A 21,432-nucleotide genomic window follows, 5' to 3' on the forward strand; every position below is an offset into this window, starting at 1 on the left:
TGGTTGATTGGCCCTCTCGACGTTGAGTTGAGAGGGCCACAATATCAACTGTCTATTGCCTCACATCCGCCCTGATCCAAAGGCACATCTGGTTCAGCAGGCAACACCATGTAAGTGCCTTCAAACACTGCCCCTCTGTCATCGTCGCCGAACAGATGAACCTCTGCCTGCACGCGTGCACGCCGACCACGAGCCAGGCGAGCAAGATCTCCGCTCAATGAACTGAGATCCGCCACCGCTCGCGGTCGGCCAGTGATTGGCTTGCTGTAACGAATGTGGGCATCAGCCAGAATAATGGTGCCCCCCAGATGGCGTTCACGCAGCAACAACCAGATCAGACCCCAAGCAGTCAGCGTAGCAAGGGAAAACAGACTGCCGGCAAACAGCGTATGGTGCGGGTTCTGGTTGCCGATCTCTGGCATGGTGGTGACAAAACGTTGGCCAGTATATTGGCTGATGCGCACTCCCATCTTCTCGCTAAGCGGAATATGATCGTACCAGGCTTGCTGTAACTGGCCGCACCAATCGGGGCGATGCAGAATATCGTCCAGCGTCGCCACGGGTTTAATCATCAGAAAGTGGCGAATCGGTGTGGTTTGCGGCGCGGTAATCTCGCCCTGATTAACAAAGCCAAGTTTGGCAAAGAAATCCACCGCGTCCTCACGGGCGCTACAGACTACACGCTTCACGCTTTCCTGACGCGCCACAGACTCAAGGGTCATCGCTACCAGCGTCCCCAAGCCTTTGTCCTGCACCGTCGGGTCGACAGCCAGAAAACGAATGGCGGCCTCATTATCGGCGTTGATATACAACCGCCCGATAGCGACAATTTTACCGCCTTCGTCCACCACCATTTGGTGATGCGCCATGGCGTCATAGGCATCCTTTTCCGATCCCACCGGTTGGTGCAACGGCTTGCGCAGCATTTCCCAGCGGAACTGGTAGTAATCCTTCAGTTCTTGTTCTGTTACCGGTACTCGTAGGTGATACATAGACGCCTTCTCTCTCAGAATACTTAGACTTGAAGCCAAAACGTCACCGGCCCATCGTTCACCAGCGCTACTTTCATGTCAGCCGCGAATTCTCCAGTCTGGGTTTCTATGCCGCGCTCGCGGCACTGGCCAACAAAATATTGGTATAACCGATCGGCTTCCTGCGGGACTGCTCCGCGTGAGAAGCTCGGACGCATACCTTTTTGCGTGTCCGCGACCAACGTGAACTGCGACACCACCAGCAGACTACCTCCTGCCTGTTGGACATTGAGATTCATCTTGTCATTCTCATCGCCAAAGATGCGGTATCCCAACACACGCTCGCAAAGGCGCACAGCCTTTTGTTCGCTGTCATCTTGTTCCACGCCCAATAACACTAACAAACCGGGTCCTATGTTGCCTACCGTCTGTCCTTCGACCGTAACACTGGCGTTTAACACCCGTTGAATTAACGCAATCATAACTGCCCTTCTGGTGGCTGATCCTGTTGTTCCGCCTTCTGTTGGCGGTAGTCGCGGTATTCCCCTATTGTCACTGTGATTTCCGCGCCAAGTAACACGATACACCAGCTCCAGTAGACCCATAGGAATAAAATGGGAATCACTGCCAGCACGCCATAGATCAACTGATAAGACGGGAACATGGTGACATACAGAGCAAAACCCTTTTTGCCCAGCTCAAACAGCAGCCCGGCGACCAAGGCACCAATCAGCGCATCTTTAGGCGGTACGCGCACCGTCGGCACAATGCAATACAGCAGCCAGAACGATATCCATGACAGGATCAACGGGAAAATACGCAGCACCTGATCCACCAGGCTGTTGACACCGGTCTGTGCCAACCAGTTGAGTGACAACAGATAAGAACTGATGGCCATACTAGCGCCCACCAGCAGGGGTCCCAGAGTTAATACCATCCAATACACAGCAAAGGAGAAGACAATAGGCCGCTGGTTCTTGCTGCGCCATATGGTGTTTAGCACGCTGTCTACCGAGGAAATCAGCAACAATGCAGTGACAATCAGCCCGCAGGTACCGACGGCGGTCATCTTGTTGGAGTTGGCGACAAATTGCTCCAAATAACTTTGGATGACATTGCTGGCGGCGGGCATGAAGTTAGAGAAGATAAAGCTTTTCAGCTGGACGCTAATGTCAGAGAACATCGGGAACGCGGCAAACAACGCGAACACCACCGTCACAAGTGGGACCAACGACAGCAGAGAGACGTAAGCCAAGTGGCCCGCCAGCATGGTAAGACCATCACTGTCGACACGTTTGATCAGCAGCCGTCCAAAGGTGACGCTGGGCTTGATCGCAGAAGGCAGCTTCTTACGGCGGAAAAATGACATAGCCACTCCTTGATGTCAGTTTGTACGCCTTAAGCTTAACCCTTCGCAGTCATTGGGCAAAATAAGCCGGTACCACGTCCCGATCGATCACATGTACGACCTTAATCCCTAGCGCTTCAGCCGCGGCCACATTAGCCTCCACATCATCAAAAAATATAGCCTGATCTGGTGTGGTATTTTCTGCGTTGAGTACATGCAGATAGATGTTGGCATCCGGTTTACGCATACCGATGTCCTGGGACAAGTACATATGATCGGCAGCTTCAGCAACTTGTGGGTAGTGCTGCGGCCAATAGTTGCAATGCAGACGGTTGGTATTTGACAAGACGACCACCCGATGGCCTTCACTGCGCAGGCGCTTCATGATGTCGATCACTTCCGGGCGCAGTGCGACAAACACCGCCTGCCAGCCGGTCGCGAATTGTTCAAAACTGAGGGCGATACCCATTTCATCACTCAGCCGTTCAGCAAAATCTTCATCGCTGACTTCACCACGCTCATGCTGTTGGAACAGTTCGCCCATAGTGAAACGCTCGGACAATACGGCCAGCGGTGTACCACTTAAATTGCTCCATACACCCAGTACACGTTTGAAATCGATATCGACGATCACATTACCTAAATCAAAGATATACAGCATAGTCCTCTCCTGATGGGCCGGTGAGATTTTACTGTAGCGGGAAAAATGAAGGCTGAATAGAGAGCAAGAGGAAAAGCGTATAGCACGCGGCAGAAATGGGAAAAGACAGAGGAAAAAACTCAGGGCGCTGGACGCGCCCTAAGTGTTGCAGACTAAATCAGCGATTAAGCGTCTTTAGGACCGCGGCTTGCACGTTTACGATCGTTTTCCGTCAGGTGACGCTTACGGATACGGATCGAGGTTGGCGTCACTTCTACCAGTTCGTCATCATCGATGAATTCCAGAGCTTGCTCCAGGGTCATCTTGATAGCAGGAACCAAGGTAGTTGCTTCGTCAGTACCAGAAGCACGCATGTTGGTCAGTTTCTTACCGGTCAGGCAGTTCACGGTCAGGTCGTTAGAACGTGAGTGAATACCGATGATCTGGCCTTCATACACTTCCGCACCGTGGCCCAGGAACAACTTGCCGCGATCTTGCAGACCAAACAGGGCGAATGCTACCGCTTTACCTTGGCCGTTAGAGATCAGCACACCGTTCTGGCGCTGGCCAACTTCACCCGGACGTACGTCGTCGTAATGGCTGAAGGTGGAATACAGCAGACCGGTACCAGAAGTCATGGTCATGAACTCGTTACGGAAGCCAATCAAGCCACGGCTTGGGATCACGTAGTCGAGACGCACACGGCCTTTACCGTCTGGATCCATGTTTTTCAGGTCAGCTTTACGCTCACCCATGGCTTGCATGACTGAACCCTGGTGCTGTTCTTCGATGTCCAAGGTCACGTTTTCAAACGGCTCTTGTTTACGGCCATCGATTTCACGGAAGATGACTTTCGGACGGGATACCGCCAGTTCGAAACCTTCACGACGCATGTTTTCGATCAGAACCGACAGGTGAAGTTCACCACGGCCAGATACACGGAATGCGTCAGCATCTTCAGTTTCTTCAACACGCAATGCAACGTTGTGCACCAGTTCCTTGTTCAGACGCTCAAGGATTTGACGCGAAGTCACAAACTTACCTTCTTTACCGCAGAAAGGTGAGGTGTTGACGTTGAAGAACATTGTTACGGTTGGTTCATCTACAGACAGCGCCGGCAGTGCTTCAACGGCAGAGGTGTCACAGATGGTATCAGAAATGTTCAGCTCGCCCAGACCGGTGATAGCGATGATGTCGCCCGCTTCAGCCAAGGTCGACTCGATACGCTCCAGACCCATGTGGCCCAGCACTTTACCCACTTTACCGCTGCGAGTTTTACCTTCGCTATCGATGATAGTGACTTGCTGGTTTGGCTTCACTTTACCGCGCTTGATACGGCCGATACCGATCACGCCCAGGTAGTTGTTGTAGTCCAACTGGGAGATTTGCATCTGGAACGGTGCTTCGAGCTCAACCTGCGGTGCAGACACGTGGTCTACGATCGCCTGATACAGCGGGGTCATGTCTTCCGCCATCTCATTGTGGTCAGTACCCGCGATCCCCAACAGTGCAGAAGCATAGATGATTGGGAAGTCGAGCTGCTCGTCGGTTGCGTCGAGGTTAACGAACAGGTCGAAGACCTGATCAACAACCCAATCAGGACGTGCGCCTGGACGGTCAACCTTGTTGATTACCACGATCGGCTTCAGACCATTAGCAAAAGCTTTCTTGGTCACAAAGCGGGTTTGCGGCATTGGGCCATCCATTGCGTCCACAACCAGCAGCACCGAGTCAACCATTGACATCACACGCTCAACCTCACCGCCGAAGTCGGCGTGTCCTGGGGTATCCACGATGTTGATGCGGTAGTCTTTCCAATTAATGGCGGTGTTTTTTGCGAGGATGGTAATCCCACGCTCTTTCTCCAAATCGTTGGAGTCCATTACGCGTTCGGTGGCTTCTACACGCTCTCCGAAAGTACCGGATTGTTGCAGCAGCTTATCAACCAGGGTGGTCTTACCATGGTCAACGTGGGCAATAATGGCGATGTTACGCAAATTTTCGATCACAGCTTTGCCTCAGGCATTAGAAATAGCGCGCTATTGTACACGTATTAAGCGAGGGACTAAACAAGATCACAACAGTCTCTTATAAACAACTGTGTACAGGTCAGTATGTGATCCCTTTCACGGTGCAAAAAGCAGCATCTGGTGCACTTTTGCACCATTACAGTGCCCCACCTCGCATTGATTGCACCATTTAAGTGCAATGCGTCACTAATGGTGCATACTAATTCTGTGCAAAACCCGCTCAGAAAGGCGTTTATCGCGCTTTAGCAAAGTTGGCACAGTTTTCGCTTTAGTCTTTTCAAGGCAAAAAAAGCCAGTTTCACAGATTCGTTCCACGACGACGACAATGATAAATCCGGGAGAGTTAAGTATGTCCGCTGAACACGTTTTGACGATGCTGAATGAGCATGAAGTGAAATTCGTAGACCTGCGTTTCACTGACACCAAGGGTAAAGAACAACACGTCACCATCCCTGCTCATCAGGTGAATGCCGACTTCTTCGAAGAAGGTAAAATGTTTGACGGCTCCTCGATCGGCGGTTGGAAAGGTATCAACGAATCTGACATGGTACTGATGCCAGACGCCAGCACGGCAGTATTGGATCCGTTCTTCGAAGAATCCACCCTGATTATTCGCTGCGACATCCTTGAGCCAGGCACCATGCAGGGCTACGACCGTGACCCGCGTTCTATTTCTAAGCGTGCAGAAGACTTCCTGCGTTCATCCGGTATCGCGGACACTGTCCTGTTCGGGCCAGAGCCAGAATTCTTCCTGTTCGATGACATTCGTTTCGGCAGCAGCATCCGTGGTTCCCACGTGGCTATCGACGATATCGAAGGCGCATGGAACTCAGGCACCAAATACGATGGCGGCAACAAAGGCCACCGTCCGGCAGTTAAAGGCGGCTACTTCCCAGTTCCTCCTGTCGACTCTTCACAAGACATCCGCTCTACCATGTGTTTGACCATGGAAGAAATGGGTCTGGTTGTTGAAGCGCACCACCACGAAGTGGCAACTGCAGGTCAGAACGAAGTGGCAACCCGCTTCAACACCATGACCAAAAAAGCCGACGAAATCCAAATCTACAAATACGTGGTTCACAACGTGGCTCACGCATTTGGCAAAACTGCGACCTTCATGCCGAAGCCGATGTTCGGTGATAACGGTTCTGGTATGCACTGCCACATGTCTTTGTCCAAGAACGGCACTAACCTGTTCGCTGGTGACAAATACGGCGGCCTGTCTGAAACTGCTCTGTTCTACATCGGCGGTATCATCAAGCACGCTAAAGCCATCAATGCCCTGGCCAACCCGACCACCAACTCTTACAAGCGTCTGGTCCCAGGTTACGAAGCACCGGTCATGCTGGCTTACTCCGCCCGCAACCGCTCTGCTTCTATCCGTATTCCAGTGGTAGCCAGTCCGAAAGCACGTCGTATCGAAGCTCGCTTCCCTGATCCAGCCGCTAACCCATACCTGTGCTTCGCGGCGCTGTTGATGGCTGGCCTGGACGGTGTGATTAATAAAATCCACCCTGGCGATGCCATGGATAAAAACCTGTATGACCTGCCACCGGAAGAAGAAGCTGAAATTCCAAAAGTTGCAGGTTCCCTGGATGAAGCGCTGGCTGCATTAAGCGAAGACCGCGAGTTCCTGACCCGTGGCGGCGTATTCACAGACGACGCTATCGACGCTTACATCGACCTGCGTAAAGAAGAAATGGATCGCGTTCGCATGACACCACACCCGGTTGAATTCGAACTGTACTACAGCGTTTAAGTTTTACCGCGCCGTCTGCGGACGGCGCCCAGATTTAGTTGTCTTTTTTGTTGCCGTGGAAACTTTCTGCCCATCTTCGGATGGGTTTTTTTCTCCACCATATTTTCTGCAAAACTATTCCATACCGCGTACATGACGGATGGAGTAGGATAAATGCACTAAAAAGGTGCAGTCGTCTGCTATGCCCAATTAATTTCAAGGTGCAGCTAGGCGGCAACCGAGCGAACCGACAGGAGCTTGGTCTGCCAAGTGACTGGTGTGAGTAAGAGCAGCCAACAACGCTGCGTCTTGAAAGATGAAGGGCATATATGGCAACTGGCAAGCTGCCCGACGCAGGGCAGATCCTCAATTCGCTCATTAACAGCATTTTGCTGTTAGATGATTCGCTGGCGGTTCATTACGCCAATCCGGCAGCACAACAACTGCTGGCACAGAGTTCTCGTAAACTTTTCGGTACGCCTTTACCCGATCTGCTCGGCTACTTCTCACTGAACGTCGATTTGATGCGTGAGAGCCTGCGCGCCGGTCAGGGCTTTACCGACAACGAAGTGACCCTGGTGGTTGACGGACGTGCGCACATCCTCTCTTTGACCGCCCAGGCGTTGCCTGAAGGTTATATCTTGGTCGAGCTGGCGCCGATGGATAACCAACGCCGCCTGAGTCAGGAACAGTTACAACACGCACAACAAGTTGCCGCTCGCGATTTGGTACGTGGTCTGGCACATGAAATCAAAAATCCACTTGGTGGCTTACGGGGCGCGGCACAATTGCTGGCCAAGGCGCTTCCAGATCCATCACTGACCGAATACACCAAGGTCATCATTGAACAGGCCGATCGCCTGCGCAATCTGGTTGATCGTCTGCTGGGCCCACAACGGCCTGGCCAGCACATTACCCAAAGTATTCATCAGGTCGCAGAACGCGTTTGCCAACTGGTGGCACTGGAAAAACCGGATAACGTGACGCTGGTACGTGATTATGACCCCAGCCTACCGGAAATGGCGCACGACCCGGATCAAATCGAACAGGTTCTGCTGAACATTACCCGTAACGCTCTGCAGGCACTGGGACCGGCTGGCGGCACCATCACGTTACGCACCCGCACCGCATTCCAGATCACCCTGCATGGCAGCCGTTATCGGCTGGCAGCACGTATTGATATAGAAGATGACGGCCCCGGCGTGCCGGCGCAGTTACAAGACACGCTGTTTTACCCAATGGTCAGCGGCCGCGAAGGCGGAACCGGCCTGGGTTTATCCATCGCCCGTAATCTTATTGATCAACATTGCGGAAAAATTGAATTTAACAGTTGGCCAGGACATACCGAATTCTCGGTTTACCTGCCTATTCGTCAGTGAGGTTTTCTATGCAACGAGGGATAGTCTGGATCGTCGATGACGATAGCTCCATCCGCTGGGTGCTTGAACGCGCACTCACTGGGGCAGGTGTGAGCTGCGTAACCTTCGAGAGTGGCAATGAGGTTTTGGAAGCCTTGTCCACACAAACGCCTGACGTGTTGCTGTCTGACATCCGCATGCCGGGCATGGATGGTCTTGCATTACTCAAACAAATAAAGCAGCGTCACCCTATGCTTCCGGTCATCATAATGACGGCACATTCGGATTTGGACGCGGCAGTCAGTGCCTACCAGCAAGGGGCTTTTGATTACCTGCCAAAACCCTTTGATATCGATGAAGCTGTCGCACTGGTAGAACGTGCTATCAGTCATTATCAGGAACAACAACAGCCAGCGCGCAGTCAGCCAGCTAACGATCCGGTCGCAGACATTATCGGCGAAGCCCCGGCAATGCAGGATGTATTCCGTATTATCGGACGTCTTTCACGCTCATCGATCAGCGTCTTGATCAACGGTGAGTCAGGCACAGGTAAAGAGCTAGTGGCTCATGCCCTGCATCGCCACAGCCCGCGCGCTAAATCGCCGTTTATTGCATTGAATATGGCGGCTATTCCCAAAGATCTGATCGAGTCCGAACTGTTCGGCCACGAAAAAGGCGCCTTTACTGGGGCTAATCAGATTCGCCAGGGCCGCTTTGAGCAGGCTGATGGCGGGACATTGTTCCTGGATGAAATCGGCGATATGCCACTGGATGTTCAAACTCGTTTACTGCGAGTGTTGGCAGATGGCCAATTCTACCGTGTCGGTGGTTATGCGCCGGTGAAAGTAGATGTGCGTATTATCGCCGCGACACACCAGAACCTGGAATTACGCGTGCAGGAAGGCAAATTCCGTGAGGATCTGTTCCATCGTCTCAATGTGATACGTGTACACCTGCCGCCATTACGTGAGCGTCGTGAGGACATTCCACGTCTGGCACGCTACTTCCTACAGGTGGCCGCAAAAGAGCTGGGTGTTGAGGCGAAGAATTTGCATCCTGAGACAGAAACGGCTCTGACCCGCCTGCCATGGCCAGGCAACGTGCGCCAATTAGAGAACACGTGCCGCTGGTTAACCGTGATGGCCGCCGGGCAAGAGGTGCTGATTCAAGATCTGCCGAGTGAGTTGTTTGAAACCTCTGCGCCAGAAACCACCAGCCACAGTCTGCCAGACAGCTGGGCCACATTGTTGGCACAGTGGGCCGACCGCGCACTACGTTCCGGTCATCAAAACTTGCTGTCGGAAGCGCAACCGGAAATGGAGCGCACTTTGCTCACTACCGCGTTGCGCCATACCCAGGGGCATAAGCAGGAAGCCGCTCGCTTGCTGGGTTGGGGCCGTAATACGTTAACTCGCAAGTTGAAAGAGTTGGGAATGGAATAGTTTGTGTTGTTGATTATAGAAAACACAATCAAGCGCACAAAAAATCGACTGTTTCAGGCTTTACAGCCAGTAAGGCAGCAGTATGATCGGGGCGCACACTCTGGAGGCTCTCGATGCTGGACTCATTGGTCGCATTCATTTCCCAAGGCGCGGAGCTTGGCTCTGCCGCCAGTCACACGCCACAGGCAGCCGTGGCTGCTGTGCTGTGCGCAGCACTGATTAATTTCTTGAGTTAAATGTTTAATCGAAAAAACAGCCGCTTTAGCGGCTGTTTTTTTATCCCTCAAATAACCCGAGAGAATTGCTGTGCGCGTGCCTGCTGACGCAAGTAGATATCAAAGCACATGCAGATATTGCGGATCAGTAACCGACCACGTGGCGTAACGCGGATACCCTGCTCGTTGCGCTCCACCAGCCCATCGCGTTCAAACGGCGCCAGCAACTGCAAATCTTCAGCAAAGTAGCTGGCGAAGCTGATACCAAACTGTTGCTCTATAGCCAAGTAGTCCAGCTTAAAGTTACAGATCAACGTTTTGATCACCTCACGTCGCAGGCAGTCATCTTCCGTCATCGCCAGGCCGCGCCACAAGGCATTCCCCTGCGCCTCAACGCTACGGTAATAGGTCTTCAGCTCTTTCTGGTTCTGTGCATAGCTGTCCCCCAGCATGCTGATAGCCGAAACCCCCAGCCCCAGTAAATCACTGTCGCCCTGTGTGGTGTACCCCTGGAAATTGCGGTGCAGCTTTCCTTCACGCTGCGCCACCGCCAGTTCATCATCTGGACGGGCAAAGTGGTCCATACCAATAAACTGGTAACCCGACTCAGTCAGAGAGGCAATGGTCTGCTGCAGAATATCCAGTTTCTGCTGCGCACTCGGCAAATCCGCGTCTTTGATTTTGCGCTGGGCTGCGAATAAATTCGGCATATGGGCGTAGTTAAATACGCTCAGACGATCCGGATTCAACTCTGCTACACGCTGCAGGGTGTAAGCAAAGCTCTCTGGTGTCTGTTTCGGCAACCCATAGATCAGATCGATATTGGTGGAATTAAAACCTAGTGCTTTGGCGCGGGCAATCAACGCGAAGATGAAGTCTTCATCCTGCTCGCGATTCACCAATCGCTGCACGTCTTTATTGAAGTCCTGTACACCCATGCTAAGGCGGTTAAAGCCTTCGCTGCGTAAATGATCGAGCACATCCAGCTCAATCTCACGCGGATCGACTTCGATCGACATTTCCAAATCGGGGAGAAAATCAAAGTGTTGCCGCAGTTGTGCCACCAGCGTGCTGATTTGCGACTTACTCAGGTAGGTCGGTGTGCCGCCGCCCCAGTGTAACTGGCCGACCTTACGCCCGGCAAACAGGGGAGCGCGATGGGCGATTTCCTGTGCCAATACAGCCAGATATTCATCAGCCTTGTGTGTCTGACGCGTCACCAGCTTGTTGCAACCACAGAAATAGCAGAGCTTGTGGCAGAAAGGGATATGCACATACAGCGACAGAGAACGCTCGGGATAACGCGCTGCAGCGCGTTGGAACGCCACGTCGTCGTAACCCTGGTTAAACTCCAGCGCTGTGGGGTATGAGGTATAACGCGGCCCTGAATAGTTATATTTCTGGATCAGGGCCAGATCCCAGACAATTGCCTGCTCTGACATGCTCACTCCTTCCGATATTTTTTCCTACCGGGCCGGGAAATGGGCAGTTGTCTACGCTGTCTGGCCGCGGAAGCGCTGCGGAAACGTGATTTACGTTTAGACAGCCGCCATAGTTTACCGAATAACCACAGCAGATAACACATCAAGAGTAGGGCTATTGTCAGGATCAGCCACATGACGCGTTAAATTACGTCTTTTGGGTTACCGCCTTTCAGCAGTTTCAGAATATCTTCCCGCTTCTCTTCTTCTTCTTCGTCGTCATCACCCAGTTCAATGCCCAATTGCTCCATCAGGGCATCAATACGATCCAGAGTCTGATCAACGTAGGACTGATCTTCAGCGTTCAGCGTCTCGCCGTCATCAATGCGATCCAGCAGTGCATCCAGACGCTCATCATTTTCCAACTTAGCCAGCTCTTCTTCCGGCGTCAGACGTAGCTTAGGCTTGGCTTCAGCTTTCGGCTTGGCTTGCGGTTTGGCTTTTGGCTTATCTTCAGCCAGCAGCGCTACCGGCACTTTGCTGCCAATACGTGGATCTTTGGTCTGTGCCCCTACTTTATTTTTCTGATTGGCAGACTCAACCTGGGTGCGAGAACCGGAAGCAAGACCACGGCGTTTCTTTGCACGCTTGCGTTCACGGGCTTCCTGATCGAGCTCCACACGGCTTTTCTTTTTGGTTTTCGACGTCGCCGCGCTGCTGCGTGGGGCGCGAGGTGCTTTTGATGGCTGGTTCATAGCGTATGCTCTTAGGTATGTAGATTCAGTATAGAGATAGATGCTATACGATTGCGGCGGAATCTAGCAGAAAGCGGACAAAGAAAAAAGGCGGCAGGTTAAACCCGCCGCCTATTTGCACCCTCTTTCGAAGGATATTCCTGCTACGCGCTCCGTGCGCACACTCAACATCCTGGTCTTTCCTTTTGCTATAACCGCATTCCCTGCAACACTACGTCCTTCATCCTGAAAGGAAAATCGTCCATGGCGCAATCCGTACGCATCCGCTCTTCCTGAGCGCGCTTCCTGCGGGCATCCCAATTGCAGTAACTTCACCATCCTTGTGCTATTCGCATATTCAGATGCAAATAGATCAATTCCTTCTGGGTTCATCCTGGTACTCCAGCACGTCCCGTGCACTCCATGAGATTTATCACCCTTCCCGGATGTTCCTTAATCCTGCACAGCCTTGTGCTGTAAACTACTCTACGCGATCAACGTTTACGCTCAAGGTATCTGCCGTGTAATTGGCATATCGAAGAATGCAGCAGATAATTAACTTTTTGTTTTTTAATTAAAATAAAAAAAATAGCTTTCGAATAAAGCGACATTACCCACTATTCGAATGGCGAATGTCTCACACGCGTGAGCTGGCCTTACTGCCATGCCCTGCTAGCCTGGCGCTTAAAAACAGAGAAACACACCATTTTTACCGCTGATGCAGTTATAATCGCCAACCAGTAAGCCATCCTCACGGAGACGAAAAATTTTGACCAGCAAGAATTACAATTATCATGTGACCCATTTCGTCACCAGTGCGCCCGATATTCGCCATCTTCCGGGGGATGAAGGTATTGAAGTTGCGTTCGCCGGTCGCTCTAATGCCGGTAAGTCCAGCGCGTTAAATACCCTGACCAACCAGAAAGGCCTGGCGCGAACCAGTAAAACACCGGGCCGTACCCAGCTGATTAACCTGTTCGAGGTTGAAGAAGGCATTCGCCTCGTCGATCTGCCGGGTTATGGCTATGCGGAAGTACCGGAAGAAATGAAACGCAAATGGCAGCGTGCGTTGGGTGAATACCTGCAAATGCGCAACTGCCTGAAAGGTCTGGTGGTTTTGATGGATATCCGCCACCCATTAAAAGACCTCGATCAACAGATGATTCAGTGGGCGGTCGATGTGGGTACTCCGGTACTGGTTCTGCTGACCAAGGCAGACAAATTGGCATCCGGTGCGCGTAAGGCACAACTCAATATGGTACGTGAAGCAGTCGTGCCATTTATGGGCGATATCCAGGTTGAAGCCTTCTCTTCACCGAAAAAAATCGGCGTCGACAAACTGAGCCAAAAATTGAATACCTGGTTTAACGAGATCCCACCGGAAGTACTGCCGGAAGATGACGACGCCGCTGGCGAATAAAGTCCCCCCAGGTAACACCATGGCCGATGTGGAAACACATCGGCTTTTTTATGCTCAAAAAACCGCGATCTCAGGCATTTTTCGTTATCTAATTACAGTTATGACCAAAAACCATCATAAATTCTTATAACGATTTAATGTGAAGAGTATGAACAACGGGCAATTACAGAACATTTCTTGAAGAGGAATACAGTGGGAGAGATAAGATAAAACGATGGCTGCACTTTGTTTTTACAATAAAAAACGCCCCAGTCAATACTGACTGGGGCGGCTAAATATTCAGCCAAATCCGATTACGTGAAGTAAAAGGTCTGAAAGATAGAACATCTTACCTCTGTACCCTACGCGAGTAACTTTACATGATTTTTTCGCAGTGCAAAAGAATTTTTTGTAGTTTACTTACACAGTTTAGCGCGTAATAACGGCGAGGTTGGAGAAACAATCGCCGTATCTTGTAGCTTAATTACAAAAACTGCTTAGGTTATCGCCAGTTAGCACATCCAGGGTGGATATGGCTGGCGAACCTCAACATCATCAGTGGGCTTCATCCCAGTTAGCACCCACGCCGACGTCCACTTTCAGCGGCACTGCCAGCATCATGCTATTTTCCATCAGCTCACGAATATGCTGGCTGGACTCCTCAATCACCGACTCATGCACCTCGAACACTAATTCATCGTGTACCTGCATGATCATACGCACCAACGGTTTCTCTTGGGCTTGCAGCCAGGCATCCACTTCGATCATCGCGCGCTTGATAATATCCGCTGCGGTCCCCTGCATTGGGGCATTAATCGCCGCACGCTCAGCCGCCTTACGACGCATACCATTGCTGGAGTTTACGTCTGGCAGATACAACCGACGACCATCCAGCGTACTGACGTAGCCCTGACTGGCCGCCTGCTGGCGAGTACGCTCCATGTAGTCCAGCACACCTGGATAGCGCTCAAAATAGAGATCCATGTAACGCTGAGCTTCCCCACGAGGGATCCCCAGCTGACGTGCCAGACCAAATGCGCTCATGCCATAAATCAGGCCGAAGTTAATCGCTTTGGCGCTGCGGCGCTGCTCATTGGTTACTTTATCGAGTGGCAGGCCAAACACCTCGGCTGCAGTGGCGCGGTGGATATCTTCACCAGCCGCAAAGGCTTTCAGCAACCCCTCATCCTGTGACAGGTGAGCCATAATGCGCAGTTCAATCTGAGAATAGTCGGCAGCAACGATACGATAGCCTTCCGGGGCAATAAATGCCTGACGGATGCGGCGCCCTTCGTCGTTACGCACCGGAATATTCTGCAGGTTAGGATCGCTGGAGGAGAGACGTCCGGTAGCCGTCACCGCCTGATGATAGGAAGTATGCACCCGACCACTGACCGGGTTGATCATCAGCGGCAGTTTATCGGTATAGGTCGTTTTCAGTTTTGCCAACCCACGGTATTCCAGGATCACCTTCGGTAACGGGTAATCCAACGCCAATTCCGCCAACACTTCTTCGTTAGTCGACGGCGCACCGCCCGGGGTTTTCTTCAGTATAGGCAGTTTTTGTTTTTCGTACAGAATAGCCTGCAACTGTTTAGTCGACGCCAGGTTGAATGGCTCTTCCGCCAGTTCATGGGCTTGAATTTCCAATTCAGCCAAGCGCTTGGTTAGTTCGATAGAATGCGTAGCCAAAATACTCTGATCAATCAGCACCCCAGTTCGCTCTATATGCGATAACACCGGCACTAGCGGCATTTCGATCTCATTGAATACCGTCAATAGCTCGGCACTTTCCTGCAACTGAGGCCACATCGCCAAATGCAATTGCAGCGTGACATCGGCATCTTCAGCGGCGTAAGGCGCTGCCTGCTCCAATGCAATCTGGTTGAAGGTAAGTTGCTTTTTACCCTTACCGGCAATCTCTTCGAAGGTCACGGTTTTATGGCCAAGATAGCGATCAGACAAGCTGTCCATATCGTGACGGCCACCCACACTGTCCAACACATAGGATTCCAGCATGGTGTCAAAGGCAATGCCACGCAGGCTGATGTCATAACGAGCCAACAGACCCATATCAAACTTCAGGTTTTGCCCGACCTTCAGCGCTTTCTCGTCTTCCAACAGCGGCTTCAGGGTGGCTAACACGTGAGCGCGATCCAACTGCACTGGCGCATCAAGATAGTCATGAGCCACCGGCAGATAAGCGGCTTCGCCTGGGGCAATAGCAAACGACAAGCCGATCAGGTTCGCGGTCAGCGTGTCCAGGCCATCGGTTTCAGTATCAAAGGCAAATACGTCGGCTTTTTTAAGTTTTTCCAACCACTCAGCGAAAGTATCTTCATCCAGAATGGTGACATAACCCTCTTGCGACAACGTCGCTTCTGCCGCGGCTTTTCCGGTTTCGGCTACTGCACTGGCAGAAGATTTCGCCGCGCTGGTTGCTTTCACACCGGCACCTTTCTTGCCTTCCAGCCAAACGCCGGCTTCAACATCTGCCAGCCATCGCTTAAATTCGTACTGTTTAAACAGCTGCTGTAATACGTCGACGTCCGGCGCAGACACTTCAAGATCGGCGCAGGTCAGATCCAGTTCGACATCGGTTTTGATGGTGGCCAGCTTGTAAGAGAGGTATGCCATCTCTTTGTTCTGTTCCAATTTGGCCGCCATGGTCTTGGCGCCACGGAAGCTGAGCGTGGCGATGCTGTCCAGATTGGCGTAAAGCATATCCAACCCACCAAGCCCCTGTAAAAGCCCCTGAGCCGTTTTCTCACCCACACCAGGCACACCAGGAATGTTATCCGAGGCATCCCCCATCAGCGCCAGGAAGTCGATAATCAGCTCCGGCGGAATACCGTACTTGTCGCACACTTCCTGCGGGCCGAGGATAGTATTGTTCATGGTGTTGATCAGGGTGACGTTCGGTGTTACCAGCTGCGCCATGTCTTTATCACCAGTGCTGATCAGCACCGCGTGACCCGCTTTTTCAGCTTGCTGTGCCAGCGTACCTATCACGTCGTCTGCCTCTACGCCAGGCGTGACTAGCAGCGGCAGCCCCATGGCCTTGACCATTTTGTGCAGCGGCTCAATTTGCGCGCGCAGATCGTCCGGCATTGGTGGCCGATGCGATTTATATTCTGCAAAGAGCTCATCACGGAATGTTTTTCCTTTGGCATCAAACACCACCGCAACATGGCTCGGCTGATACTGTAACAGCAGGCTGCGCAGCATATTCAGCACGCCGTACATTGCCCCGGTCGGTTCACCCGCAGAGTTAGTCAGCGGAGGGAAGGCATGATAAGCGCGGTAGAGGTACGAGGAACCGTCAACCAGGATTAATGGGTTTTCTGCAATTTGGGCCATAGCGTTACTTTATCTTTATCGTGATCGGACATAGCGGTAAGCATGCCATAGCTGGCCGCCTGAGACGAACCTTAGCGTGCATTAAGGGTGAAAATCATGTGATTCTGCGAAGCGATCCTCAAGATCCTGCCTGTGGATAACTTTGTGCATAGAAAAGACAATAAATTATAACGATGCGTTTATCGTTATAATGGGAAATAAAATTCCTATTGAAATCACTGCGTTAAATGACGCTATTTTCACTGAGGGTAATTATCGACTTTTACACGATTTGTGGATATAACTTGCACTCAATTTTAATCACACTATTAATCAAATTCGGCGCCTCAATTACCATAGCACAAGATGAGCAAGTTGCACGAAAACGCAGCAAATGCCTATTTCTTCCGCCATAAAACAGTTACTGTTAGCGGGCGCTTTCCCTCTATAGTTTCTGTTAAAATATTTTTTTGTTCATGCATACCGGCATGTAACGCTGTTCTCACCAACCGTCAGCCCATAACCATGCCAAGATTGTTATCCCCTGTTATTTTTATACTTTCTGCCCTGCTCGCCATTTTGGTGACCGTACTGTGTTCGATCCCAATCACACTGGCTGGCATCATTAAACTACTGGTGCCTTTTCCTGCCGTTTGGAAACGTATCTCAGCTTTTGCTGATTTTATGATGTGGTGCTGGTGTGCAGGTTTGGCATTGCTATTACGGATCAACTGGCAACTGCGTTGGGATATTGAAGGGCTCGAAGGGCTGGAACGTAAAAACTGGTATCTACTGATCAGTAATCACGAAAGCTGGTCGGATATTGTGGTGCTCTGCGTGTTGTTCCGTAACCATATTCCCATGAATAAATACTTTCTTAAACAACAGCTAGCCTGGGTACCCTTTGTTGGCCTGGCCTGTTGGGCGCTGGATATGCCATTCATGAAACGCTACTCGCGCGGCTATTTACTCAAACATCCTGACAAGCGCGGTAATGACATCGAAACTACGCGCCGTTCCTGCGAGAAGTTTCGTAAACGTCCGACCACTATCGTCAATTTTGTGGAGGGATCACGTTTTACTGAAGCCAAGAAAATTAAAAGCAATTCCCCCTATCGCAATTTATTGGCCCCTAAAGCCGCCGGTATTGCTTTTACACTCAGTGCATTAGGTAAGCAGTTCGATAAAGTGTTAAACGTCACCCTGCTTTATCCGGATAATACTGAGCGCCCGTTTATGGATATGCTATGCGGTCGATTGAAACGTGTTGTGGTGAGAATTGAGTTGCTGCCAATCGATGAAACCATGCATGGGGATTACTTTAACGACAAGCAGTTTAAGCGACGTTTCCAACTCTGGCTGAATACACTGTGGCAAGACAAAGATCGACTGTTGGATAAACTGAAGCAGCAATAGCAGAAAAAAAGCCAGCTAAGCCGGCTTTTTTAACATTAAATCTCGGTTACTTCTGCTGGCTGAGGTATTTAACCACGTCGGCGAATTGCTTCACGTAAGCATCCATCGAACTGGTGTCCAGACCGTCATTTTTAACCATGTATTTACCGTTAACAAATACAGCCGGAACGCCACGCAGTTGCAGATCTTCTGCGGCTTTCTCCTGTTGAACAACCAGGGATTTAACCACGAAGCTGTTCAATGCCCCGTCATAATCCGCTGCACTCACACCCGCTTTCACAAACACATTGCGGATATCATCCGGGGTTTGCACAGTCTGGGTTTTCTGCACAGCTTCAAACATTAACGGGCTGACTTTATCTTCCACACCCAGCGCCATTGCAACGGCCCATGCCTGAGTCAGCTGTTTGCCCAGAGGCCCCAAGAACTCAACGTGGTATTTGGTCATTTTGGTGCCCGCAGGCAGCGCTTTTTTCACATTTTCGGAAACGTGATAAACCTGCTCAAACTGATAGCAGTGTGGGCAGTAGAAGGAAAAGAACTCCAGCACCTGAGGTTCACCGGTCACGGGCTTATCCAGGGTTACATACTGAGTACCATCGCTAAACTGCGCAGCCGAGGCACTGAATGCCATTACCATGCCAACGAGTGCCAACCATATTTTCTTCATAAGACTAAACTCTCCATTGTGTTAAAGCTTCAATACATTGGCATCAGCTGCAGAGGGGGTTCCTGCAACAGCTTAACCTGCTCGGTGAATGCCGCCGTCTGAGATAACCAGAAATCAGACTCCGCCATCCACGGAAAACTTTTAGGGAACGCGGGATCTTGCCAGCGGCGAGCGACCCATGCGAGGTAGTACACCATACGCATCGCACGCAGTGGTTCGATCAACGCCAACTCACTTTGATCAAACTCGGCAAACTCTGAGTAAGCCTCCAGCAACACATCTAACTGCATCAAGCGATCGCGACGTTCGCCGTGCAACAGCATCCACAAATCCTGTATTGCCGGGCCGTTCCGCGCATCATCAAGATCAACAAATAGCGGGCCATCACGCCACAGAATATTGCCCGGGTGGCAATCACCGTGCAAACGACGCGGCTGCCAGTTCAAATGCCAACACTGTTTAATCGCTTCAATCAGCGTATCGGTCGCTTTCAGGAAGCTTTCGCGCTGTGCCTTCGGTAACAGTTCACAGCTAGCCAATACCTGACGTGGCGCAGTAAGGTACTCTTCAATACCCATTGTCGGGCGCTCAACAAACAGGCTTTCACTGCCCACCTGATGAATACGCCCAAGGAAACGACCTACCCACTCCAGCTGATCGAGATTATCAATCTCATACTGCCGCCCACCAACGCTGGGAAAGACAGTGAAGAAGAAACCACTGTGCGTATGCAACGTTTGCCCTTGCAGGCATAAAGGGGCAACTGCTGGGATCTCCGCCAGAGCAAGATCTTGTGAAAACTGGTGTTCTTCACCAATTTGCTTGGCGCTCCAGCGTTCAGGGCGATAAAACTTCACCACATAACGCTTACGATCTTCATCCATGAACTGATAGACGCGGTTCTCATAGCTATTAAGCGCTGTTAGCCCGGAATCTACACGCAGGCCAATCCCTTCCAGCGCGTCCATTATCAGGTCGGGCGACAGGGTCTGAAAATTAAAAGCTGAGTTGTTCATAACAACATTCGGTTTCGTTTGGTGACATCACTGTGCCGGGAATGAGAAATAGTAGCATTAATGACAGCCTTCACGAGCAACTGGTTCACCATACCGCACGAATGCTAATCCTTTATCACGCCGCGGGCGCGCAGTAATGCCGTTTTAAAGTCTTCTTCGTAGTCCTTCTTCAAACCGGGGATCTGCTCAGTACCGGCGCTGCCACGCATTTTCAGATGGTAGATCAAGATATCATCACTCAGTTCGGTCAGATTGCCCTGAAAACCAGCTTCTTGTGCCAATTTTTGCAAAAACTGAATCAGGCTAAGATCCGGATCTTCCTGCCAGGCTGGCTGCAACAGTTCAATCAGCTCGTTTACGCGGTGCGTTTTCATCGCAATATCGTCCATTAGAATGAATAAACACACAAAGTAGCAGGCTTACCAACACAGTGAAAGAACCAGCTTGTCAATAAAGGTAAATCCTGATGCCACACCAGCTTTAGCGCTACAATCAGGGCGTTAGCCATAAATTCGGAATAATAATTATGCACGAGGATATTACCGGCATTATTTTAGCCGGTGGACGCGCAACACGAATGGGCGGGGAAGATAAAGGTCTGGTTCAGGTTGCCGGCATACCGCTATATCAATACGTATTGTCTCGGTTACGACCGCAGGTCGGGCACATAGCCATTAGCGCCAATCGCAATCAGGCCCGCTACCAGGAAAGCGGCCTGCCTGTAATCAGTGATCTGACCGCTGACTTTTCAGGGCCACTCGCTGGCATGTTAGCTGGGCTTAAGCACGCCACCACAGAGTGGGTCGCTTTTGTACCCTGCGACGTCCCCGACTTTCCTACTACATTGGTTGAACAGCTTTGGCAACAAAAAGGCCAAGCACTGGCCGCCTACGCCCACGATGGAGAGCGGGCACATCCAACCCTGGCGCTGCTGCACAACAGTCTGGCACCTCAATTAACAGCCTATCTGGCTCGTGGGGAACGTAAATTGATGTTGTTCCTGGATGCAGTGGGCGCACAACAGATAACCTTCGAAGGCCAGCAAACGGCATTCCATAATCTTAATACCCAGGAAGACTGCCAGCGTTGGTTACAAGTAAAAGGACCTATCAATGAATAATGCTTTTCCCCCGCTACTGGCCATTGCCGCTTACAGCGGGACAGGTAAAACCACGCTGCTCAAGCAATTAATTCCTTTATTAAAGCAGCAGGAAATCCGTGTCGGGCTGATAAAGCATACGCATCATGATATGGATGTGGATACGCCTGGAAAAGACAGTTATGAACTGCGCAAAGCCGGTGCAGATCAAACATTAGTCGCCAGTGATCGTCGTTGGGCATTAATGACCGAAACACCAGAACAACAGTCTTTGGATCTTCAGTATCTGGCCAGTCGTTTTGATCGTACCAAGGTAGATGTCATTCTAGTTGAGGGGTTTAAACATGAACCTATCAGCAAAATCATTCTCTATCGTGAAGATATTGGTAGGCCACTTGAGGATATGTTGGATGAGTTTGTTATCGCCGTTGCCAGCGATCAACCTTTAACCATGAAGATAAGGTTGTTAGATCTCAATCAGCCCGAAAACATCGCTGCTTTCATTGCTGAATGGCTGAAAGGCGCAGCGTAGCTGCGCTGTTTTTCCTTTCGCACATAGCAAAAAGGCCATCCTTGCGGATGGCCTCTTGGCTTAA

At 51.1% G+C, this 21,432-nt stretch carries 20 protein-coding genes; 8 read left to right on the plus strand and 12 right to left on the minus strand.

Annotated elements, in window-relative coordinates; genetic code table 11:
• Nucleotides 1-44: 44 nt before the first annotated feature.
• The 5 genes from fabY to typA form a co-directional block, all read right to left on the minus strand.
• The gene (gene fabY / locus SGBXF1_RS23640; RefSeq protein WP_037421780.1) at nt 45-992 is read right to left on the minus strand and encodes a fatty acid biosynthesis protein FabY; all 948 of its coding nucleotides are present in this window, start codon (nt 990-992) and stop codon (nt 45-47) included.
• Nucleotides 993-1,015: 23 nt separating this feature from the next.
• Nucleotides 1,016-1,453, minus strand: coding sequence for a D-aminoacyl-tRNA deacylase (gene dtd, locus SGBXF1_RS23645; RefSeq protein WP_037421783.1), 438 nt, complete (start codon nt 1,451-1,453; stop codon nt 1,016-1,018).
• Nucleotides 1,450-2,340, minus strand: a complete 891-nt coding sequence (locus tag SGBXF1_RS23650) for a virulence factor BrkB family protein (protein WP_037421786.1) — start codon at nt 2,338-2,340, stop codon at nt 1,450-1,452. The genes dtd and SGBXF1_RS23650 overlap by 4 nt, the downstream gene beginning before the upstream one ends.
• 49 nt (nt 2,341-2,389) lie before the next feature.
• On the minus strand, nt 2,390-2,980 hold the full coding sequence (gene yihX, locus SGBXF1_RS23655; protein WP_061808576.1) for a glucose-1-phosphatase: 591 nt from the start codon (nt 2,978-2,980) through the stop codon (nt 2,390-2,392).
• A 164-nt stretch (nt 2,981-3,144) separates the two neighbouring features.
• Nucleotides 3,145-4,968: a ribosome-dependent GTPase TypA gene (gene typA / locus SGBXF1_RS23660; protein WP_061808575.1), complete on the minus strand. Its 1,824-nt coding sequence runs from the start codon at nt 4,966-4,968 to the stop codon at nt 3,145-3,147.
• A 370-nt stretch (nt 4,969-5,338) separates the two neighbouring features.
• Here typA and glnA point away from each other — a divergent pair, with 370 nt between their 5' ends.
• The 4 genes from glnA to SGBXF1_RS23680 all read left to right on the plus strand — a co-directional run bounded on the left by glnA (nt 5,339) and on the right by SGBXF1_RS23680 (nt 9,763).
• Nucleotides 5,339-6,748: a glutamate--ammonia ligase gene (gene glnA, locus SGBXF1_RS23665; protein ID WP_037421793.1), complete on the plus strand. Its 1,410-nt coding sequence runs from the start codon at nt 5,339-5,341 to the stop codon at nt 6,746-6,748.
• 308 nt (nt 6,749-7,056) lie between these two features.
• Nucleotides 7,057-8,106, plus strand: coding sequence for a nitrogen regulation protein NR(II) (glnL, locus tag SGBXF1_RS23670; protein ID WP_037421796.1), 1,050 nt, complete (start codon nt 7,057-7,059; stop codon nt 8,104-8,106).
• Nucleotides 8,107-8,114: 8 nt separating this feature from the next.
• Nucleotides 8,115-9,527, plus strand: a complete 1,413-nt coding sequence (gene glnG / locus SGBXF1_RS23675; protein WP_037421800.1) for a nitrogen regulation protein NR(I) — start codon at nt 8,115-8,117, stop codon at nt 9,525-9,527.
• Between the two features lie 113 nt (nt 9,528-9,640).
• Nucleotides 9,641-9,763: a YshB family small membrane protein gene (locus tag SGBXF1_RS23680; RefSeq protein WP_147284280.1), complete on the plus strand. Its 123-nt coding sequence runs from the start codon at nt 9,641-9,643 to the stop codon at nt 9,761-9,763.
• A gap of 47 nt (nt 9,764-9,810) precedes the next feature.
• Here SGBXF1_RS23680 and hemN read toward each other — a convergent pair whose 3' ends face one another.
• Entirely contained in the window at nt 9,811-11,184 is a 1,374-nt protein-coding gene (gene hemN / locus SGBXF1_RS23685; RefSeq protein ID WP_037421803.1) for an oxygen-independent coproporphyrinogen III oxidase, read from the minus strand.
• A gap of 182 nt (nt 11,185-11,366) precedes the next feature.
• Entirely contained in the window at nt 11,367-11,918 is a 552-nt protein-coding gene (gene yihI, locus SGBXF1_RS23690; RefSeq protein WP_186427629.1) for a Der GTPase-activating protein YihI, read from the minus strand.
• A gap of 748 nt (nt 11,919-12,666) precedes the next feature.
• On the opposite strand from yihI, the gene yihA reads away from it, so the two are divergent.
• Complete coding sequence (gene yihA / locus SGBXF1_RS23695) at nt 12,667-13,317, plus strand: ribosome biogenesis GTP-binding protein YihA/YsxC (protein WP_013815052.1); 651 nt, start codon at nt 12,667-12,669, stop codon at nt 13,315-13,317.
• 279 nt (nt 13,318-13,596) lie between these two features.
• Here the strand turns inward: yihA and spfP are convergent, their stop codons facing one another.
• Both spfP and polA read right to left on the minus strand, forming a co-directional pair.
• Nucleotides 13,597-13,644 (minus strand): small protein SpfP, encoded by a 48-nt coding sequence (gene spfP, locus SGBXF1_RS24090; protein ID WP_071892919.1) that lies wholly within the window; start codon nt 13,642-13,644, stop codon nt 13,597-13,599.
• Nucleotides 13,645-13,851: 207 nt separating this feature from the next.
• A complete protein-coding gene (gene polA / locus SGBXF1_RS23700) occupies nt 13,852-16,656 on the minus strand; it encodes a DNA polymerase I (protein ID WP_186427630.1) in 2,805 nt (934 codons plus the stop codon).
• Nucleotides 16,657-17,160: 504 nt separating this feature from the next.
• On the opposite strand from polA, the gene SGBXF1_RS23705 reads away from it, so the two are divergent.
• Nucleotides 17,161-18,051, plus strand: coding sequence for an acyltransferase (locus tag SGBXF1_RS23705; protein WP_037421816.1), 891 nt, complete (start codon nt 17,161-17,163; stop codon nt 18,049-18,051).
• Between the two features lie 46 nt (nt 18,052-18,097).
• Here the strand turns inward: SGBXF1_RS23705 and dsbA are convergent, their stop codons facing one another.
• The 3 genes from dsbA to SGBXF1_RS23720 form a co-directional block, all read right to left on the minus strand.
• Nucleotides 18,098-18,721: a thiol:disulfide interchange protein DsbA gene (gene dsbA, locus SGBXF1_RS23710; RefSeq protein ID WP_037421819.1), complete on the minus strand. Its 624-nt coding sequence runs from the start codon at nt 18,719-18,721 to the stop codon at nt 18,098-18,100.
• A 29-nt stretch (nt 18,722-18,750) separates the two neighbouring features.
• Nucleotides 18,751-19,737 (minus strand): serine/threonine protein kinase, encoded by a 987-nt coding sequence (locus SGBXF1_RS23715; protein WP_037421822.1) that lies wholly within the window; start codon nt 19,735-19,737, stop codon nt 18,751-18,753.
• A gap of 104 nt (nt 19,738-19,841) precedes the next feature.
• On the minus strand, nt 19,842-20,111 hold the full coding sequence (locus tag SGBXF1_RS23720) for a YihD family protein (RefSeq protein ID WP_037421852.1): 270 nt from the start codon (nt 20,109-20,111) through the stop codon (nt 19,842-19,844).
• Between the two features lie 152 nt (nt 20,112-20,263).
• Here SGBXF1_RS23720 and mobA point away from each other — a divergent pair, with 152 nt between their 5' ends.
• Together mobA and mobB are read left to right on the plus strand one after the other, a co-directional pair.
• On the plus strand, nt 20,264-20,857 hold the full coding sequence (mobA, locus tag SGBXF1_RS23725; RefSeq protein ID WP_186427631.1) for a molybdenum cofactor guanylyltransferase MobA: 594 nt from the start codon (nt 20,264-20,266) through the stop codon (nt 20,855-20,857).
• Nucleotides 20,850-21,368, plus strand: coding sequence for a molybdopterin-guanine dinucleotide biosynthesis protein MobB (mobB, locus tag SGBXF1_RS23730; protein WP_186427632.1), 519 nt, complete (start codon nt 20,850-20,852; stop codon nt 21,366-21,368). The genes mobA and mobB overlap by 8 nt, the downstream gene beginning before the upstream one ends.
• Nucleotides 21,369-21,432 lie beyond the last annotated feature (64 nt).

The organism is Serratia grimesii, assembly GCF_900186025.1.
In the GTDB taxonomy this organism is placed as follows: Bacteria; Pseudomonadota; Gammaproteobacteria; order Enterobacterales; family Enterobacteriaceae; genus Serratia; species Serratia grimesii.

Coding starts and splice junctions, on each gene's coding strand:
- glnG (WP_037421800.1), top strand. CDS start 8,115: ATGCAACGAGGGATAGTCTGGATCGTCGATGACGATAGCTCCATCCGC.
- fabY (WP_037421780.1), bottom strand. CDS start 992: ATGTATCACCTACGAGTACCGGTAACAGAACAAGAACTGAAGGATTAC.
- mobA (WP_186427631.1), top strand. CDS start 20,264: ATGCACGAGGATATTACCGGCATTATTTTAGCCGGTGGACGCGCAACA.
- hemN (WP_037421803.1), bottom strand. CDS start 11,184: ATGTCAGAGCAGGCAATTGTCTGGGATCTGGCCCTGATCCAGAAATAT.
- dtd (WP_037421783.1), bottom strand. CDS start 1,453: ATGATTGCGTTAATTCAACGGGTGTTAAACGCCAGTGTTACGGTCGAA.
- polA (WP_186427630.1), bottom strand. CDS start 16,656: ATGGCCCAAATTGCAGAAAACCCATTAATCCTGGTTGACGGTTCCTCG.
- SGBXF1_RS23715 (WP_037421822.1), bottom strand. CDS start 19,737: ATGAACAACTCAGCTTTTAATTTTCAGACCCTGTCGCCCGACCTGATA.
- glnL (WP_037421796.1), top strand. CDS start 7,057: ATGGCAACTGGCAAGCTGCCCGACGCAGGGCAGATCCTCAATTCGCTC.
- glnA (WP_037421793.1), top strand. CDS start 5,339: ATGTCCGCTGAACACGTTTTGACGATGCTGAATGAGCATGAAGTGAAA.
- yihX (WP_061808576.1), bottom strand. CDS start 2,980: ATGCTGTATATCTTTGATTTAGGTAATGTGATCGTCGATATCGATTTC.
- SGBXF1_RS23650 (WP_037421786.1), bottom strand. CDS start 2,340: ATGTCATTTTTCCGCCGTAAGAAGCTGCCTTCTGCGATCAAGCCCAGC.
- SGBXF1_RS23720 (WP_037421852.1), bottom strand. CDS start 20,111: ATGAAAACGCACCGCGTAAACGAGCTGATTGAACTGTTGCAGCCAGCC.
- SGBXF1_RS23680 (WP_147284280.1), top strand. CDS start 9,641: ATGCTGGACTCATTGGTCGCATTCATTTCCCAAGGCGCGGAGCTTGGC.
- mobB (WP_186427632.1), top strand. CDS start 20,850: ATGAATAATGCTTTTCCCCCGCTACTGGCCATTGCCGCTTACAGCGGG.
- dsbA (WP_037421819.1), bottom strand. CDS start 18,721: ATGAAGAAAATATGGTTGGCACTCGTTGGCATGGTAATGGCATTCAGT.
- SGBXF1_RS23705 (WP_037421816.1), top strand. CDS start 17,161: ATGCCAAGATTGTTATCCCCTGTTATTTTTATACTTTCTGCCCTGCTC.
- yihI (WP_186427629.1), bottom strand. CDS start 11,918: ATGAACCAGCCATCAAAAGCACCTCGCGCCCCACGCAGCAGCGCGGCG.